Raw genomic sequence first — 19281 nt, 5'->3', positions numbered from 1 at the left:
CCGGAAATAGCGGTAGTTTTGCTGAAAGAGCTACACATAGATTACACGCGTACAATGCAATTGTTTAAAAGAAAACTGAGTTAGCAAAAGCTTATTCTTGGGCAAACTACTTTAAATAAGTAGCTGATTTCACAAGAGTTGATGAAGTATGAATACAGCAGTTGAGCCGATGGACAAGCTTTTGAACTATCAAATTAGCGAACAACTTTATGCAGGCTCTAGAACCGTAGTTTACCGTGCTATTCGAGAGGCGGATCGACTGCCGGTTGCGATCAAACTGCTCCAGCAAGAGTATCCTAGTTTCAATGAACTGCTGCTGTTCCGTAATCAGTACACTATTGCTAAAAATCTTGACCTACCCGGTATTGTTCGTCCCTACAGTCTGGAACCTTACCGCAACAGCTATGCTTTGGTGATGGAGGATTTTGGTGGTATTTCCCTTAGAGATTGGCTCAATCAAAAAATGGAAAGCAACCAATATACTTTGACAGAGTTTTTGGATATTGCGATCGCTCTGAGTAATACTCTTGACGGACTTTATCGCCATCGAATTATCCACAAAGATATCAAGCCAGCCAACATCCTTATCAACCCAGAAACTAAGCAAGTCAAGTTAATTGACTTTAGTATTGCCTCTCTTTTACCCAGAGAAACCCAAGAAATTTACAGTCCTAATGTCTTAGAAGGTACTCTCGCTTACCTTTCTCCAGAACAAACCGGGCGGATGAATCGCGCAATCGACTATCGCAGTGATTACTATTCCCTCGGCGTTACCTTCTATGAATTGCTGGTTGGACATCTACCTTTTAAGTCTAACGATCCGATGGAGTTGGTTCACTGTCATATTGCCAAGCAACCAGAGCAATTAGGAGGTAGGGGGCAGGGGGCAGGGGGCAGGGAGGAAGAAATTCCCGAAGTTCTTTGTGAAATTGTGATGAAATTGATGGCGAAAAATGCTGAAGACCGCTATCAGAGTGCATTAGGGCTAAAATTTGATTTAGAAAAATGTTTGTCTCAATTCCAAGAAATTGGCAGGGTTGAATCCTTTCAATTGGGTGAGCGGGATATTTGCGATCGCTTCATCATCCCAGAAAAACTTTACGGTCGCCAAGCCGAAGTTCAAAATTTACTGGATGCCTTTGAGAGAGTCAGCCAGGGAAGCACTGAAATTATGTTGATAGCGGGCTTCTCTGGCATTGGCAAAACTGCTGTGGTAAACGAAGTCCACAAGCCAATTGTACGACAACGGGGTTACTTCATTAAAGGTAAATTTGATCAGTTCCAGCGCAACATCCCTTTCTCTGCCTTTGTGCAAGCTTTTCGAGACTTAATCAGGCAACTGCTGAGTGAAACTGATGCCCAATTTGAGCGGTGGAAGCGCAAAATTCTTTTTGCTTTGGGTGAGCATGGACAAGTAATGATCGAGGTGATTCCAGAACTGGAAAGTATGATTGGTAAACAGCCACCTGCGCCGGAACTCTCTGGAAGTGCGGCACAAAATCGCTTCAATTCGCTGTTTTTGAAATTCACTCAAGTCTTCACTGCATCAGAACATCCATTAGCGATCTTTATTGACGATCTGCAATGGGCAGATGCTGCTTCTTTAAACTTAATGCACTTGTTAATGAGTGAAGCTGACATCGGCTATTTATTGTTAATTGGTGCTTATCGAGATAACGAAGTCAACCCAGTACATCCGTTGATGCTGACTTTGGCAGAGATTCAGAAATTAGATGCCACAGTCAATACGATTACCTTATTACCCCTCGATCGGGTTTCTATCAATCATTTGGTTGCAGATACATTGAGTTGCTCTTTAGCTTTAGCCACACCTTTAACAGAATTAATATTGAGCAAAACTAAAGGGAATCCTTTCTTCAGCACCCAGTTTCTCAAAGCGCTACATCAAGATCGACTAATTACATTTAATTTTGATGGTGGTTATTGGGAATGTGATATTGCTCAGGTGCGATCGCTCGCTCTTACCGATGATGTAGTAGAGTTTATGGCAATTCAGCTTCAGAAATTGTCAGCAAAAACTCAAGAAGTTTTGAAGTTAGCAGCTTGTGTCGGAAACCAATTTGATTTAAAGACATTAGCGATCGTCTATGAAAAATCTCAGTTGGAAACAGCCACAGATTTTTGGAAGGCTGTACAAGATGGGTTGATTATTCCTACCAGTGAGGTTTATAAGTTCTACCATGATGAGTCTGAATTTAGAATTCATAATTCAGAATTTCAGCAACACAATTCTCCTGACTCTTGCTCTTACAGATTTCTTCATGACCGTGTTCAGCAAGCGGCCTACTCTCTTATCCCTGAATCTCAACGAAAAGCTACTCATTTCAAGATTGGGCAATTACTGTTAAACAATACATCACCTGAAGCGCTTGAAACCAGCATTTTTGACATTGTTAATCAGCTAAATGAAGGAATTGACATAATTGATGGACAATCTCAAAAATATGAACTTGCTCAACTGAATCTAATTGCTGGTAAGAAAGCAAAAGCTTCTACTGCTTATAAAGCAGCCCTGAAATATTTTACATTAGGTAGAAGTTTGCTGATAGCAGAAAGTTGGTTAACTAACTATAAAATTACGTTTGAATTATATCGAGAATCCGCAGAATGTGAATATCTAACTGGCAGTTTTAACCAAGCCGAGAAATTATTTGAGATAGCGTTATCTCAAAGTCAAGATAGGTTTGAAAAAGTAGAGATTTATCGGATTCAGATGTATCTGAAAATGACTCAGGGGGAAAATATCGCAGCTAGCATTGAAGCTGGAGTAAAAGGTTTGAGCATTATGGAAATGCATCTGCCAGTCACTCCTGAAGAACAGCAAGCTGCTATCGAAACTGAACTTCAAGAATTAAAAGCTAAACTGCAAACGGTTCGTATATCAGATTTATTCGATCTGCCTGAGACGACAGATCGAGATCAAAAGGTTTGTATGGGTATTTTAGCTGACCTTTGGGCAGCAGCTTATATGGGAGGAGATGAATATCTCACTTGCTTGGTTCCTCTATTAACGATCAATTTATCATTTAAATATGGCAATGCAGAAAGCTCTGGTTTTGCTTACTGTATATATGGGATGAGTCTAGCAAATCAAGGAAATTATCAAACTGCTTATGAGTTCGGTACATTAGCACTAAAACTCGATCGTTACTTTAATAGTACTCAATTTATTTTTAAGACCAATAATATCTTTGCACACACGATTAATCCCTATAATCAGCATTTGAAAACGAATTTGCCACTTTCTCAGGAATCATTCCAAGTCTGTCAAGAAACTGGAAATTTGGTGTTTGGTGTTTGGGCGGTTTCGTTTTTGATTTGGGCAATGTTAATTAAGGGCGATCGCCTCTCAGAGGTTTACGCGGAAACTGAAAAATATCTGAGTTATGTCCAACAGGTTAATGATGTCAATATGCTGTATGCGTTTACTTTACAGCGCCAGTTCTTATTGAATTTGCAAGATATATCTAAAAAAACCGATTTATTAGACGCTCGCAATAACGAAGATATTCCCTATATAGAAGTATGGAGACAGAAGAACAATTTCGATCATGGAATTAATTGGTACTGCTTTCTCAAAATCCAATTATCGTACCTTTATGGTCGTTACACAGATGCTGTGGAAGCAGCAGAAGAAGCTGAGAAAACTCTTGGTTGTAACTCTGGTTTTTTCCCAATTATTCAGTATCATTTCTATTATCCACTCAGCTTGATAGCTCTCTATCCCAATGTGACATTAGAAAAGAAAAAGCAGTATTGGGAAATTATTCGCGAGCATCAACAAATTCAGAAGAATTGGGCGAATAGTTGCCCAGACAACTTTCTACATCGATATCTCTTATTATCTGCGGAAATAGCAAGAATTTCTGGCAAGTATATGGATGCAATCGAGTCATACGATCGCGCCATTGCTAAAGCTAAAGAAAACGAATATGTCAACGAAGAAGCTCTCGCCAACGAGCTTGCAGCCAAGTTCTATTTAGAATGGGGCAAAGAACGCATTGCTCAAGAATATTTGATTAATGCTTACTATTGCTACACCCGTTGGGATGCTAAAGCCAAAGTCGACGATCTAGAACAGCGTTATCCACAACTGCTAGCCCCAATTTTACAACAGAAGCGTTCACTACTCACACCCAATGAGACGTTCGCAAATATTGACAGCATTAGTACCTTCCACCCAAGTATTCATAAATCAGTAACCTCTAGCAGCAATACATCAGTAATGCTAGATTTGGCAACAGTTTTAAAAGCCTCTCAAACTTTATCGAGTGAAATTGAACTGGATAAATTACTTACGAAGCTGCTACAAGTGGTGATTGAAAATGCTGGAGCAGATAAGTGTGCGTTACTACTCCTTAAAGAAGATAGATTGCTAGTTGAGGCGATGGCTCAAGTTGGGCAGCAATCAACGGTGTTACAGTCCATTTGTGTGGAAGATAGTGCAGATGTTCCTCATAGCCTAATTTACGCCGTCAAACGCAGCCTGGAACCTACCGTTATCCTTGATACAACATTGCATCCGGCGTTGATAGCCGATCCCTATATTATTCGTCAGCAACCCAAAAGCTTGCTGTGTACGCCGATTCTCTATCAAGGGAAACTGTTAGGGATTTTATATTTAGAAAACAATTTAATGACTGGAGCGTTTACTAGCGATCGCGTCGAAATTCTCAATTTATTATGTACTCAAGCTGCAATTTCCCTAGAAAACGCTAGGCTTTATCAGCAAGCACAAAATACTCTAGAAAACCTGGGACAGACTGAACAATTTTTACGATTAATTATTGACAATATCCCCCAGTCTGTTTTCTGGAAAGACTGCAATAGTGTTTATTTAGGCTGTAATCATAAGTTTACGCAAACTTGGGGTCTAGGAGTACCAGAAAATGTTATTGGTAAAACAGATTATGACCTTGGCTGGACTAGCGAGCAATCAGATTTTTTTGTAGCGCGCGATCGCCGCATCATTGAGTCTGGGGAAGCGGAACTCAACATTATCGAAACCGTGCAACAAGTAGATGGAAAACATAAGTGGTCTAATACAAATAAAATTCCTCTAAAAGATAGAGAAGGAAACGTTTTTGGCATCCTCAGCACATCTGAAGACATTACTGAACGCCAACAAGCACAACAATTGTTACAGCAGCAAAAACAACAGTTGGAACAAGCGTTGCAAGAACTCAAAACGATGCAATTGCAAGTGGTGCAAAATGAAAAAATGTCTGCCCTTGGCAATCTGGTAGCAGGTGTTGCTCATGAAATCAACAATCCTGTGGGCTTTATTGCTGGTAATATTGAACCTGCCAAAGATTATGTTAAAGATTTGTTTGGATTAATTAATCTTTATCAGCAAAATTTTCCCAATCCCGGTTTAGATATTCAAGATGAAATTGATGCCATCGATCTGAATTATTTACGCGAAGATTTGCCTAAATTACTAGACTCGATGAAATTGGGTGTTAACCGGATTCGTAGTATCAGTACCAGTTTGCGAACCTTTTCCAGAGCAGATAAGGACTATAAAGTTCCTTTTGATATTCACGAAGGCATTGACAGTACTATTCTGATTCTCAGACACCGTTTAAAAGCTAATGAAAACCGTCCAGCAATTGAGGTGGTGAAGAATTATGGCAAACTACCCCTAGTGGAATGCTTTGCAGGACAACTTAATCAGGTGTTTATGAACTTGTTAGCAAATGCCATTGATGCGCTTGAACAATATAATACAGAACGCAGTTTGGAAGCGATTCTTGCCAACCCCAATTGCATCACTATTCAAACTCGTGTAGTAGATTCAGGTCAAAATGTTTTGATTAAGATTGCTGATAATGGCGTGGGGATGTCACCAGAGGTTAAACAAAAAGTATTTGACCATTTATTTACTACTAAGCCTGTCGGAAAAGGCACTGGATTAGGATTAGCGATCGCTCATCAAATTGTGGTAGAAGCACATGGCGGTTCGCTCTCTTGTACTTCCGAACTTGGAAAAGGTACAGAGTTTGTCATTCAAATCTCTGCTCAACAACAATAATGAGTGCTGTTAGCGGTAGCGGGGCGTTTAGCCCGTGCTGAGTGTTGAGTGCTGAGTAAACTAGAAATTACTCAGCACTTTTTATTTTTAGTTTTTAAAATGTAACTGGTAGGAAAGCTACAATCATGCTGAAATTGCAGAAAATCTGGTCAAAAATTCATCTCCGATGGAATGCCCAAAGCAACAAAAAATACTACTCATTTCAATGGCGATCGCGGAAGTTTATATTATTATCAATTGTGATAATTCTGTCTATTAGCATTAGTGCCACAGCTATCACTAGTTACAAGATTGTTAAGGGATTGCTACTCACTAGTCTCAAAGAACAAGTACTGTTAAAAACACGGCGAGGTCAGGATGATATCGATAACTGGTTAGCCATTCGGAAGACAGAAATTAAAACTTTGGCAAATACTACTGTAGTGCGATCGCTCGATTGGTCTATAATGGAACCTTACTTACAATCTGAGTTGAAGCGGCTGCAAACGTTTTTGCTCATGGGATTGGTCACACCGGATGCTGCATTAATTAATACTCATCACGATCGTCTCAATGTTAAAGACCGAGAATTTTTTCAGCGGAGTATAGCGGGTGAAACAGTAGCAACCGATCCAATTATTGGACGCACAACTAAACAGTTACAGATTCAGATTAGTTCGCCGATTCCTGCCAAAACAGGCATAAAGCCAGCAGGTGTTTTAATGGGAGGAATTCCAATTAACCGAGTCGTTGAGGCGATCGGCAATTTACATCAAGGTAAAGTCAGCTATGCCTTTGCGCTGAATTCTCAAGGAGTTCCCATCGCCCATCCCAACAAAGAACTAATTGGTACACCCGAAAAAGCTGCCAAAAGTTTTCTGAACTCGCGCAATCCCAGATTAGTTGAAATTAGCCAGAAAATGTTAGCTAAACGCACAAATATTGAATTGCTTCAACTTGATGGTAAATGGAGTTATGTTGCTTACACTCCCCTCAGAGAAGCAAATTGGTCAGTAGCGTTAATTGTGCCAAAAGAAAATATTGAATCGCCATTACAGGCGTTGAACCTGTTGGCTACAGTTTTGGGAGGATTGCTATTGATTGGGTTGATTAGTGCGTGGCGACAGGTGCAGCTATATGAACAGATTCGCGATCGCGCCTTGATTTCTAGCCAGCAGGCGCAGCAACTCAGCAAAACCCTGAAAGAATTGCAAAATACTCAAGCTCAACTCATCCACACCGAAAAAATGTCTAGTCTGGGACAATTAGTGGCTGGAGTGGCACATGAAATCAATAATCCCGCCAATTTTATCCATGCCAATCTCAACCATGCCAGCGTTTACTGTCAAGATATCCTCGATTTGCTCAAGCTTTATCAACAAACATACCCAAATCCTACCCCTGAAATTAGCGATCGCGTTCAAGACCTTGATATTGAGTTTCTGGCAGAAGATTTACCCAAATTAATGGCATCAATGCAAGTGGGAACCAAACGCATTCGTGAAATTGTACTGTCGCTACGTAATTTCTCGCGCCTCGATGAAGCAGATATGAAATTTGTAGATATTCATGAAGGATTAGATAACACTCTGATGATTTTGAACCGTCGCCTTACAGCCACGCCCAATTTACCAGAAATTCAGATCGTTAAGCAATATAGCGATCTACCGCTAGTAGAATGCTACGCAGGGCAACTCAATCAAGTGTTTATGAATGTTCTCGTGAATGCGATTGATGCACTAGAAGAAGCCAGCCAAAAACGAAGTTTTGAGGAGCTTAAAACTAACCCAAATCAAATTAAGCTCCAAACCCAAATTGACAAATCAAATCATTGCGCGATCGTTCAGATTTCCGATAATGGTATTGGGATGTCAGAGAATGTCAGGCAACGGGTATTTGACCACATGTTTACTACTAAACCTGTGGGTAAAGGAATCGGATTAGGAATGGCGATCGCCTATCAAATTGTTGTAGATAAACATCGAGGGACTATTGAAGTTGATTCAACCCCAGGATATGGTACAGAGTTTATTATCCGTATCCCTTTAACAAGTAAAAATTAAAGATTGCTGACAAAATTAAAACAGTCAAAGATTATATCAATGAATTATTTTGGCTAATTATACACTCATAGCTAGAGGCGATATACTTTAAGAAAGTTGATTTGGAAATTCCATCTGCTACATACAATTATTACTACATCAACTCTTTGAGGTGGTATGCTTTTAAAATTACAACAAATTATTGTTAAACCTGGTCAACAAATGTTACTTAAAGATATTAGTTGGCAGCAGTTAGAAGATATTTTAGCAGAAATGGGAGAAAGGCGTGCTGCACGTATTTCTTATAGTCATGGTTGGTTAGAAATTATGGTTCCCCACCAGAACACGAAAAAGATAAAGAACTTATTGGTGATTTAGTCAAAATCTTGTTAGAAATACTACAAATTGATTTTGAGCCTTTTGGTTCCACAATACTTAAAAATGAACAAATGCGTCAAGCAGTAGAACCAGATACTAGTTTTTATATTCAAAATCAAGCTGCTATAATTGGCAAAAACCGCATAGATTTAAATATAGATCCACCACCAGATTTAGCAATCGAAATTGATATTACTTCTCGCACTCGATTTCAAAATTATGAAATTTTGGGAGTTCCTGAACTTTGGCGACATACACAACAAGGTTTAGAAATTTTCTTGCTAAACAGAAGGTAAATATATAAAATCTGAATCTAGTCCTAATTTTCCTGGTATCCCAATTGTTGAATTAGTTAATAGATATGTACAGCAATGCTTAACAATTGGGAGAAGTCAAGCTATGCGTAATTTTCGAGATTGGGTAAAGAATAATTTATGATAAAAATCTAAAGCTTTCTGAGAAAGGCGATCGCTCATGACTACCGAAAACAATCCAAGAGCCATTCTAGACTGGGAACACCCCACACCGCCCACAGATTTAATTTTTGATGATGGAGAACCCTTGGAATCAAATCGCCACCGTATTGCCATGAATGTCTTGATTCGGTCATTGCAGCAAGCTTGGGCTGACCGGAATGATTTTTTTACTGGTGGCAATATGTTTATTTATTACAGCAGCGCCCAAGTACGTAACCAGGATTTCCGCGGCCCCGATTTCTTTGCTGTCTTGAATGTGGACGGGACTAATTCTCGTCAAGGTTGGGTAGTGTGGGAAGAAAACGGTCGTTATCCTGATGTGATTGTAGAATTAATGTCACCATCCACAGCCAAAATAGATAAGACTGTTAAGAAAGACCTTTACGAACAAACTTTTCATACTTCAGATTATTTTGTCTATGACCCCTTTGACCCGACTTCTTTGCAAGGGTGGCATTTAGATCATAATCAGCAATATCAATCTTTGACACCAAATGAGCGTGGTTGGTTGTGGTGTCAAAAGTTAGGTTTATGGTTGGGAACTTATGAAGGAACAATAGACAGAGAAACGGCGGTATGGTTGCGGTTTTACGATGTCGCTGGCAATTTGGTTTTATCACCAGACGAAGCTGCTGTCGCACAGGCACAAGCCGCAGTTGCATAAGCCGAAGCCGCAGCTGCAAAAGCGGCTCGTTTAGCAGCTAAATTGAGAGAGTTGGGTGAAAATCCAGATATTTTGTGAGGGATTTTAGCAAAGAATCTATTTCGCAATACCCAGATCCTCGACTTCTTTGAGAAGTCGGGGATCTAAATTTTCACAAATAATTTAGGAATAGTATATTTTTTTGAAGTATAAATTAAAAACTAGATGCGATCGCTATTTTTAAATGTCAGAATGAGTAAGTGCGTAGTTTACCGCCGTAGGCATCGCTATTAAGTAAAGTTTCAAAGTTAAGGCTGAATCGACACAAACTCATATTCGTCTTTTTTATCAGCTTTTTGTTTAACTTGGACTAAGAAGATGGGATTATATTTGCGATCGCCTGATAGTAAAAACTGAATCTTTCCCGTTGCACCATCGAATGAAAAATCAGATTTGTGCAGTTCTTGTTGTAGTCCTTCACGGGTATTATTTTTCCGCAAACCTGCAATAATTGCTTGAGTTGCATCATAAGCCGTAGCCGTTCGCCAGTTCACCTTAGATTTCCATAATTTTCTAGAATTATTGACAAAGTTTAAGTTAGAAGCATTACTAATATCCCAAGGAACTGCTACTACCATCCCCTCAGCTTGCTTTCCCCAAGAGTTTAAAGTATTTAGGCTGAAAACATTATCTCCTCCAAATATATGTAACTTGTGATTATTATTCGCTTGAATTACTTTGTAAGCTTTGTCTAGTGTTTCTGAATCCGAGATTAACATTAACACTGCATCTTGATTAATCGCCTGTTTTATAGCATTTTCTGCATCAAAATTGTAACTATTTAAGTCAAATTGATTTTCCAGCGATACTTTTCCACCCTTGTTTTGAACAGCTGTAACAAACTTGTCTTTTAGCGATATGCTATAGAGATTACTAGAATTAAAGAAAACCGCTGCATTGTTTTTATGCAAAATTTTAACCATATAATTAGCTAATTTTTGTGCTGGCAATTCATCACTAAAAACTGTGCGAAAAACATAGCGGCTAAAATTAGAAATATTCACAGCAGTGCTAGTAGGAGAAATAGCTACAAGTCTTTTAGTAGCATAGATATCGCCTGCTTCTAGGGTAGCATTACTAGAAGCAGCACCTACTACACCTAAAATTTCTGGATCTCCGACTAAGGCGTTCGCAATTTTTCTAGGAGTGCCTGGTTTCTCATCATCGTTGGCGATCGCTACCTGCAATAGCTTGCCTTTGATACCGTTATTGTTGTTTACTTCATTTTGAGCTTGAGCTACACCGCGCAGTATCTCTTCTGCTAAATCTGGGTCGGTATCAATAGGTACGCTCACAGAAATTTTGAGCCGCTCTCCTTGCTGACGAGCTTTAGAATTGTTTAGGTAAATCAAGGCTTCTGGATCGTTAGGATTCTCTTGAAGAGATGATTGAAAATTCTTTAAGGCTTCGTTATAGTTGCCGGAGGCAAATGCCTGAATTCCAGATTTTTTACAAGAGTTGGTATCTCCTGGTTGTAAAATTTGCCCGCCATAACTAATTTGTAACCCTGTTTCTAAGATATTTTTTACACCTTGACAACTTTTAGAGTTTGAAGAGTTTGCAACATTTGCCTTAGGTAAATGTATGAGTTGACCTAAAACTATGCCTATTCCAAAGATGACTATTGCTACAACAGCTAAACCTATAAATTGTAGTAATTTTTCATTAGCAGCAGTAGTGGTTGTAAATTTATACTTTTTCTTTGTATCTGTTAATTTTGCAATTATTGTGGCTTCAATTTGGTTTATATCTTCATCAGTTAGTCGTAAAAGTCTCTGATAGCCAATCAATTCGTGGCGAGTCTGTTCAGTTGTAGGATTCTCTTGTTGAACTGCTTGATGAAATGCTTCCTTATATAGCTGTAATTTTCTATCGTACTCTTTATAAGGTTTTAAAACTTCTTCCTCAATTGCAGCAGCTTTATCAGATTCTATTTCTAAACGATTTTGTTGCTCATTTAATATTGAGCGTACAATCTTAGAAATTTGACCATTATGTACATAATATTTAACTATTCCAAGATATATACTTTCGCGATTGTGAATAGGTGCTTTAGTCAGCACGATGTTATAACCTTCTTTAATTACTGCTTGAATCTGTGGCTTCATTTCATGATTATTTTCTTTAACCTTTCTTTGGACATACTGATGCAATTCATCAACAGAAATAAAGCCATCATTATTTTCATCGGCTTCACCAGTCTCCATTCCTTGTACTAAGTATTGAGTGTAAATAGACTCAAAAGAATATTGTGTTGAAGTACTAGATGTCAGAACAGCTCGCCCCTCTCCACCCAGTTGAATCTTTTGGAAATCCAAAGAAACATCATCTTTACTTTTTGTCTCATTGGCAAAAGCACCACTAAAGCAACAGTCCAAAATTATTACCTGTCTTCTTGAACGGCTACGGCTATCGTTAATGATGTCATGCACAAAATCGGCTGAAACTGTTGATGCTTTAAAAAGTTCTCCTTTTTCATTTCTACGAGTGATTTTAGTAGCAAAGTAAAGTTTGCCACTATCATATTTAATGCCATGCCCAGAGAAATAAAGCAGTACGATATCATCTCTTTGACGACCTAAAAACAAATCCTCAATAGCTGTCTGCATTTCTACAGTATTAGGATTTAATAAGGATCTCACCTCAAAATCGCCAATATCTGGATTCTCCAAAACTTGCTGCATTGCCTCAACATCTTTTATCGTTGATGGCAATGGGCTAAGACCAGCCTCATACTCACTGACTGCAATTAGAAGTGCTACTTTCGCCATTTTGCTATTGTTTCCCGCTAATAGAATCGCCTGCTATAAACTTTTGCGCTTGTTCAATGGCGGCGTTTAACTCTTCCTGACTGCTAGCTTTCACCTTGAGTTTTTTACCGTTAGCCTCAACTTCCAATTCAATAGTTTTGTTGCCCAAGCGATCGCCCAAATATCCCAACACTTTCTTAAAATTGGCAAGGCTCACCTCTGCTTGCAACACTCCCACTAGAAAACCACCAACAGACCTGGCTCCTTCGGGTATTTCTGTAACTGCTACTAGTTCAGCATTTTCAACATCTAAATCTTTGATTTCTCGCAGCAGATTCCGTGCTTCTCGTTCTTGCTCCTCTGCATCTAAATCTGGGTTAGAAAGAGCGATCGTCAGTTTGACGTTAGATTCAGAACTCATTTTGTGCCCTTTTAGGTTTTTCAGCAGTTGATGGTCAATAGTATTTCTGTAGTATATCGATTGACATCACTTCTTCTATGTAAATTTCCTGAAACTTTTTCAATATTTTTCCAAAAACTCACGAAAATAAGGTAAAAATCTGGTATAAATACAGAACGTCCCTCTTCAATAGCTTCAAAACTTAGAGGCGATCAATAGTATTTCATCTGACAAATTGTTTCGATACAGCAGTTTGTTTTACCACGCTTGCGATCGCAAAGTAAGTTACTGAGTTTGTCCTTGCAAATTCTTTAGAAGCGATCGCTAGATCAAACGATTACATAACAGCGTAAATCCAGCGATCGTCTCAAATAACTAGACAAGGGGCTGAAGCCCCTTGTTAAAGGTAGGCAAAGCGCCACAGTTGTCAGGTTAACTAAAACAAGTCCAAATCTGTTACAGCACCAATACTGCTAGAAGATACCAATTTGGCATATTTCGCCAACACGCCTTTAGTATAACGCGGAGCCGGAGGTTGCCAGTTGGCACGACGACGAGCCAATTCTTCTTCGGATACGTTCAACTGCAATAAACGAGCGGGTGCATCAATAGTAATACTATCGCCTTCTTCTACAAGCGCGATCGCCCCACCAACTGCTGCTTCTGGAGCAACATGACCAACCACCATACCGTAAGTACCGCCAGAAAAGCGTCCGTCGGTAATTAATCCGACAGCATCACCCAAACCAGCCCCGATAATTGCCGAAGTGGGAGCCAACATTTCGCGCATTCCAGGGCCGCCTTTAGGCCCTTCGTAGCGGATGACGAGAATATCACCAGCTTGAATCTTACCAGCCAAAATTGCATCTAAAGAGGCTTCTTCCGATTCAAATACTCGTGCGGGGCCGGTAATTACTGGTTTTTTCACGCCGGTAATTTTGGCGACAGCCCCTTCCGTTGCCAAATTACCTCTGAGGATGGCTAAATGTCCTTGAGGATACATCGGGTTATCCCAAGTCCGAATCACATCTTGATTGGCAGATGGTTCTTCTGGGATGTCTGCTAATATCTCTGCAATGGTTTGACCGCTGATGGTGAGGCAATCACCGTGTAATAAATCATGCACAAGTAACATCTTCATTACTTGCGGAATGCCGCCAGCTTTGTGCAAATCTGTAGCAACATATTTACCACTTGGTTTTAGATCGCACAAAACGGGAACGCGAGCGCGGATAGTTTCAAAGTCGTCTATAGTTAACTCTACATTAGCGGCGCGGGCGATCGCTAAAAAGTGCAGTACTGCATTGGTAGAACCACCCACCGCCATAATTACAGAGATAGCATTCTCTATAGATTTGCGGGTAATAATTTGCCGGGGTAAGATTTGTTTGCGAATCGCTTCGACTAACACAAACGCTGATTTTTCTGTGCTATCAGCTTTTTCAGCATCTTCTGCCGCCATTGTCGAAGAATATGGTAAACTCATCCCCAGCGCTTCAAATGCTGAAGACATGGTGTTAGCTGTGAACATTCCCCCACAGGAACCGGCACCCGGACAAGCGCGACTTTCGACTTCTAATAATTCCTTGTCGTCAATTTTTCCCGCACTGTATTGACCAACAGCTTCAAAAGAACTAACAACAGTTAAATCGCGTCCGTTGTAGTGACCGGGTTTGATTGTGCCACCGTAAACGAATATTGCAGGGATATTCATCCGAGCGATCGCTAGCATTGCCCCTGGCATATTTTTATCACAACCGCCAATGGCTAGTACACCATCCATACTTTGTCCAGTACAGGCGGTTTCAATGGAATCAGCAATCACTTCCCGCGATACTAAGGAATATTTCATCCCTTCAGTTCCCATCGAAATCCCATCGCTAATGGTAATCGTACCGAACACTTGCGGCATTGCTCCGGCAGTTTTAATCCCCACTTCTGCCCTTTGTGCCAGTTGATTTATTCCCATATTACAGGGAGTGATCGTACTGTAGCCGTTGGCAATGCCCACAATAGCTTTATTGAAATCTTCATCTTTAAAACCAACTGCACGCAGCATAGCTCGATTAGGCGATCGCTGCACTCCTTGCGTCACAATTTGGCTTCTCAAATTCTCCGACATCTTTTTTCCTTCCGTGCCATCATCGCAACTGTTGCGATTGTATTACCTGATGATTTTCTCATGCCTGGGCAGTGCGATCGAATATGAGTAATTCTCTATGTTTCACTGTGTCTTTTAGTCAGCCCTAATTAGAATAAATCTTCATCTAAGCGTTTGTGTTAAATAGGGATGATTCTTGTGTATGACATTTAGAGTGCCGGAAATACTATGGATAGCAATACGAATTTAAATATGAAAAAAAGTCATTGCCCCAAGGTGAGGCTCTGACTTTCCACATTTATAAGCTTAGTATATTGATATTGATTCCGGTGCACAGATGGAGACACTCTAACTTTGCACTAGAGTTCTTCTTCAAAATTATATCTGCCTTGAAAATAGTGACTAGGGATTGAAGACTGGGAAAGAGATATTTTCATTCTCTAATGCCTTCTACCTTCTGCCTCCTGCCTTATTTTCAAGGCAGGAATATTAAATTAAAGAATGAGGTCACTTGACACTACTTGTGGTGCTCCTATAAGCCGAATTTGAAAATTAGCCGACAGATTCCCATCGGTGTTACCTTCGAGAACACCTCCTGAATAACGGATTTGGCCGGCTGCGGAGAATTGGGCACTTCCAATGAAAGTGAAAGCTTGATTACCCCCAATAGTGGAGTTGGCATCAATATTAAATAGATCGATGCGATCGCCTGGCAAGCTGCCATTTCCACGAAAGTCAGTGATGATGTCGCGTCCCGAAAGTGGAGTATCAGAAATTGAGTTGTACTTGAAAACATCATTACCCGATCCTCCAGTGAGAATATCCTTTCCACTACCGCCAGTCAGGACATCATCCCCAGTACCGCCATTGAGCGTATCGTTACCAGCACCACCGTTAAGAATATCGTTACCAGCGTTACCAAAGAGGTTATCATTGCCACCACCAGCGTTAAGGATACTCTTGCCACTACCACCTATAAGGGTACTGTTGCCACCACTAGTGTTAATGACATCGCTCTGACCATTATTGCTACTACTGCTACTACTACTGCCACTGCCACTACTACTGCTATAACTACTAGAGCTGGCACTAACACTGCCGCTACCAGAGGAGATTGATATTGAACTTGCCATTGATGAGTTTCTCCTAAACTTAGAGGAAAAAAAAATTACCTCTTTACTTCTCCATTATAAAACGGCATTGCTGATTAAGAGTATGAATTTGATTTCCTTCAAATGCATAAAGCAAGCAATTTAAAACATGGAATTTGGGAATTCCATACTTTCATTCAGCAATGCCGACAAAACCAAGTCAAAATATCAATAATTGAAGTATATTGTTGAGCAAACCTGATTAGAACAGTCCTTGACTATTAAGTTTGAATATTTGAGAGTATTTGAGAATATTTAAGAAGTGCTAGATGTATTTGATGATATTTATTTCAAATTTGTACCAAAAATCATCTGATGCCCTTGTACCTTATCTTTTCAGTTGTTTCAGTTGGAAAGTACTCAATAACAAGAGTTTTTTCTACGTGATTATATATATTTAAGGACATTAATAATGTATTTATAATAACAGTACTATAGTATTACCCTCCAGCAAACTTTTTTTTAGAAAAAATAATAATTAGCTTTTTTATTCTCTGATCAGAATAAAATGGAAAACCTTTGTCCAGGTAGAGCTGGTGAGAGCATATTGATATTTGTTTAGTGTTTTCTGTAGTTATATATAACAAATAATTGCCAATAAGTTAAAAGCTTTGTTAGACAGATGACACGAAGAAAAACCTAAAGATTTGTGTAACTTGATAACAAATAATTACCAATAAGTTAAAAGCTTTGTTAGACAGATGACACGAAGAAAAGCCTAAAGGTTTGTGTAACTTGAATTCGTTACCAGTCTTAAGACTTGAAATGTGTTTCGAGAGGGATGCTGCCTCTGCTAAAGCCATTGGAGACGGAGCCTCCCAGGATCTAATTGGGGCTGTATTTTAACTTATTGCCATTCCCTTGTTAGACGAGTGCGACGCCGATAGCGAAGCGTTAGCGAGTCTTGCCTACGGCACGCTGCGCGAACGAGCGTCATAGCCCGCACTTCTTTGCGAGACGCTTTGCGTAGCTTGCTTCCACGAAGTGGTACGACTGCGCTCAGTGACCGTCGTAGACATCCCTGCACCCCTAACATTACAATTTGGCTATTGTGGCATCATCACAAGTTTTGCGATTGATTGTATTAACAGATTTTCTCATACATTAGCAACCCAACCTACAATTATCCTTAACTGAACCGTATTGACCGTTAAGAATATCGCTGCCAGCATCGCCATTTAAACTATCGTCGCCGGCATTGCCATTTAAGGATATCGGTGCCAGCACCCCCATTTAGGGCAGGACGAAAGATTAATGGGGAACCGTTGATGGTATTGTTGTCATTAAAAATGCTACCATTGATAATTGCCATTAGTTAAGTTTATCCTGAACTTAGAAGGTAAAAAATAACCTCGTCACTTTCCTATCAGAAAACGGTGTTGCTGATTAAGAGTATGAATTTGGTTTCCCCCAAAGGTGTAAAGGAAACAGTTTCAAATATTAAATTTTTAAATTTCCCACTTTCATTCAGCAACGCCGAGAAGACAAGGCAAAAAAATAACGAGTGGAAATAGACGATCGAACCACACCTGATTGGAACAAGTCTTTGGTGTTAAGTTTGAGAGCTAATTTGTAAACTCAAGTAAAGTACTTGTCTTGCAAGGATTTCAGGAATTTGAGTCAAAAAAATACTTATTCGCTGAAACTCAGACCTAGTAACGAGTTGAGTATCCTTCAGATTTTCTTTACGAATCAGCTCTGAAGATTTGACAAGCACTAGATGTATTGATGCTCTTGGCATCAAAATTATGCCAAGAGTAATGTCATGTCTTTATATCTTTACTGTTTGCAGTAGTAGGATGGTATGAAACAAGTTGATTTACTCCTACAGAAGCGCATAACTTTTAGAACGTTTTGATGTTATCCACAATCACAACACTATACTATTACTTTCAAGCCTAGTTTTTTCTATCTATAAGAAAGAGTAATTATCCCTTTTTTATTCCTCTCGCGAAAACAAAATCTGAAACCTTTGTTCAGATAGGGTTGGTTTTGCTTTTTGAGATTTATTCGATGATTTATCTAGTTATATATAAGGAAATAATTGCAATAACTTAAAAGCCTTGTTAACCAGCGCAATCGCTACGTCCCTTGTGTCACAACTTGCCTTCTCAAATTATCTGACATTTTTTCATTAAGTGGCATCATTACAACAGTTGCGATTGTATTACCTAATTTTCTGATATATATGCGGCGCAATTTAATAACTATAAACTATAACAGAGGCAAGCTAAACTTATCTCTCTTTGCGACTATTCAATTATCAAAATTCTGCATTCTGCCTTATTTTTAAGGCAGATAATATTAAATTAAAGGATAATGTCGCTTTCTACTAATTGTGGCGCTCTTGTAAGCCGAATTTCAAACTCAGCCGACAGCTCGCCATCAGTACTACCTTGGAGAATACCTCCTGAATAACGGATTTGACCGATTGCAGAGAATGCACGACTCCCGATAAAAGTGAAAGCTTGATTGCCTTCTTTAGTGGAGTTGGCGTCAATAGTAGATAGATCGATTTGATCTCCTGCAAGGATGCCGTTTCCTACAAAATCAGCGATCGCATCCTGTAACAAACCAGGTTGGCTCTCTGAAACGAAGTTGAAATCGAAAACATCGTTACCCAATCCTCCAGTGAGGATATCAGTCCCACCAACACCAATGAGGATACCACCGTTACCAAAATCACCGCTAATCGTATCGTTACCAGATCCGCCAACTAGGCTATCGTTGCCTAATCCACCGATAAGACTATCGTCGCCAGAACTGCCGTCAATCTTATCGTTGCCCGCTCCGCCGTTAATTGTATCGTTGCCCACCCAACCGTTAATTGTATCGTTGCCAGATCCGGCGTTAATCCTATCGTTGTCATATCCACCGTCAATCGTATTATTGCCATCACCAGCGTTAATCGTATCGCTGCCTGTTCCGCCGATTATTGTATCGTTACCAGATCCGGTGTTAATGATATCGTTGCCAGAATCGCCGTCAATCCGATTGTTCCCGGCTCCAGCGTTAATCGTATCGTTGCCAGAACCGCCATTAATCGTATCGTTCCCAGATCCAGCGTCAATCTTATCATCGCCAGATTGGCCGTCAATTCGATTGTTGCCAGAACCGCCGTTAATCGTGTCGTTGCCAGATCCGCTTTGAATTTTATCATTGCCAGATCCGGTGTTAATCGTATCGTTGTCAGATTTGCCGTAAATCGTATTGTTGCCATCACCGGCATTAATCGTATTGTTGCCA

At 39.8% G+C, this 19281-nt stretch carries 9 protein-coding genes and 2 pseudogenes; 4 read left to right on the top strand and 7 right to left on the bottom strand.

Annotated features, from left to right (window positions below; genetic code table 11):
- Positions 1 to 148 precede the first annotated feature (148 nt).
- The 4 genes and pseudogenes from ACR5KR_RS16670 (at position 149) to ACR5KR_RS16655 (ending at position 9672) form a co-directional block, all read left to right on the top strand.
- A complete protein-coding gene (locus tag ACR5KR_RS16670; RefSeq protein ID WP_448267239.1) occupies positions 149 to 6055 on the top strand; it encodes a trifunctional serine/threonine-protein kinase/ATP-binding protein/sensor histidine kinase in 5907 nt (1968 codons plus the stop codon).
- Positions 6056 to 6180: 125 nt separating this feature from the next.
- Complete coding sequence (locus ACR5KR_RS16665; RefSeq protein ID WP_448267238.1) at positions 6181 to 8097, top strand: sensor histidine kinase; 1917 nt, start codon at positions 6181 to 6183, stop codon at positions 8095 to 8097.
- Positions 8098 to 8253: 156 nt separating this feature from the next.
- Positions 8254 to 8892, top strand: a pseudogene (locus ACR5KR_RS16660) (Uma2 family endonuclease).
- Positions 8893 to 8928: 36 nt separating this feature from the next.
- Positions 8929 to 9672 (top strand): annotated as a pseudogene (locus ACR5KR_RS16655) (Uma2 family endonuclease).
- Between the two features lie 209 nt (positions 9673 to 9881).
- Here ACR5KR_RS16655 and ACR5KR_RS16650 read toward each other — a convergent pair.
- The 7 genes from ACR5KR_RS16650 to ACR5KR_RS16620 form a co-directional block, all read right to left on the bottom strand.
- Entirely contained in the window at positions 9882 to 12404 is a 2523-nt protein-coding gene (locus tag ACR5KR_RS16650) for a caspase, EACC1-associated type (protein WP_448267237.1), read from the bottom strand.
- A 4-nt stretch (positions 12405 to 12408) separates the two neighbouring features.
- Positions 12409 to 12804, bottom strand: coding sequence for a hypothetical protein (locus tag ACR5KR_RS16645; RefSeq protein WP_448267236.1), 396 nt, complete (start codon positions 12802 to 12804; stop codon positions 12409 to 12411).
- Positions 12805 to 13219: 415 nt separating this feature from the next.
- Positions 13220 to 14905: a dihydroxy-acid dehydratase gene (gene ilvD / locus ACR5KR_RS16640; RefSeq protein WP_448267235.1), complete on the bottom strand. Its 1686-nt coding sequence runs from the start codon at positions 14903 to 14905 to the stop codon at positions 13220 to 13222.
- A gap of 473 nt (positions 14906 to 15378) precedes the next feature.
- Positions 15379 to 16017: a M10 family metallopeptidase C-terminal domain-containing protein gene (locus ACR5KR_RS16635; RefSeq protein WP_448267234.1), complete on the bottom strand. Its 639-nt coding sequence runs from the start codon at positions 16015 to 16017 to the stop codon at positions 15379 to 15381.
- 1122 nt (positions 16018 to 17139) lie between these two features.
- Positions 17140 to 17268 carry a hypothetical protein gene (locus ACR5KR_RS16630; RefSeq protein ID WP_445631411.1) on the bottom strand — a complete coding sequence of 43 codons (129 nt, stop codon included), beginning with the start codon at positions 17266 to 17268 and terminating at the stop codon, positions 17140 to 17142.
- Positions 17219 to 17347: a hypothetical protein gene (locus tag ACR5KR_RS16625; protein ID WP_445632280.1), complete on the bottom strand. Its 129-nt coding sequence runs from the start codon at positions 17345 to 17347 to the stop codon at positions 17219 to 17221. Before ACR5KR_RS16625 ends, ACR5KR_RS16630 begins: the two co-directional genes overlap by 50 nt.
- 997 nt (positions 17348 to 18344) lie before the next feature.
- Positions 18345 to 19241, bottom strand: a complete 897-nt coding sequence (locus ACR5KR_RS16620; protein WP_448270227.1) for a calcium-binding protein — start codon at positions 19239 to 19241, stop codon at positions 18345 to 18347.
- Between the last annotated feature and the right edge of the window lie 40 nt (positions 19242 to 19281).

Source organism: Nostoc sp. DSM 114159 (genome assembly GCF_053470285.1).
Note: the sequence above shows the minus strand (reverse complement) of the source record. Positions and strands in the feature narration are given on the sequence as shown.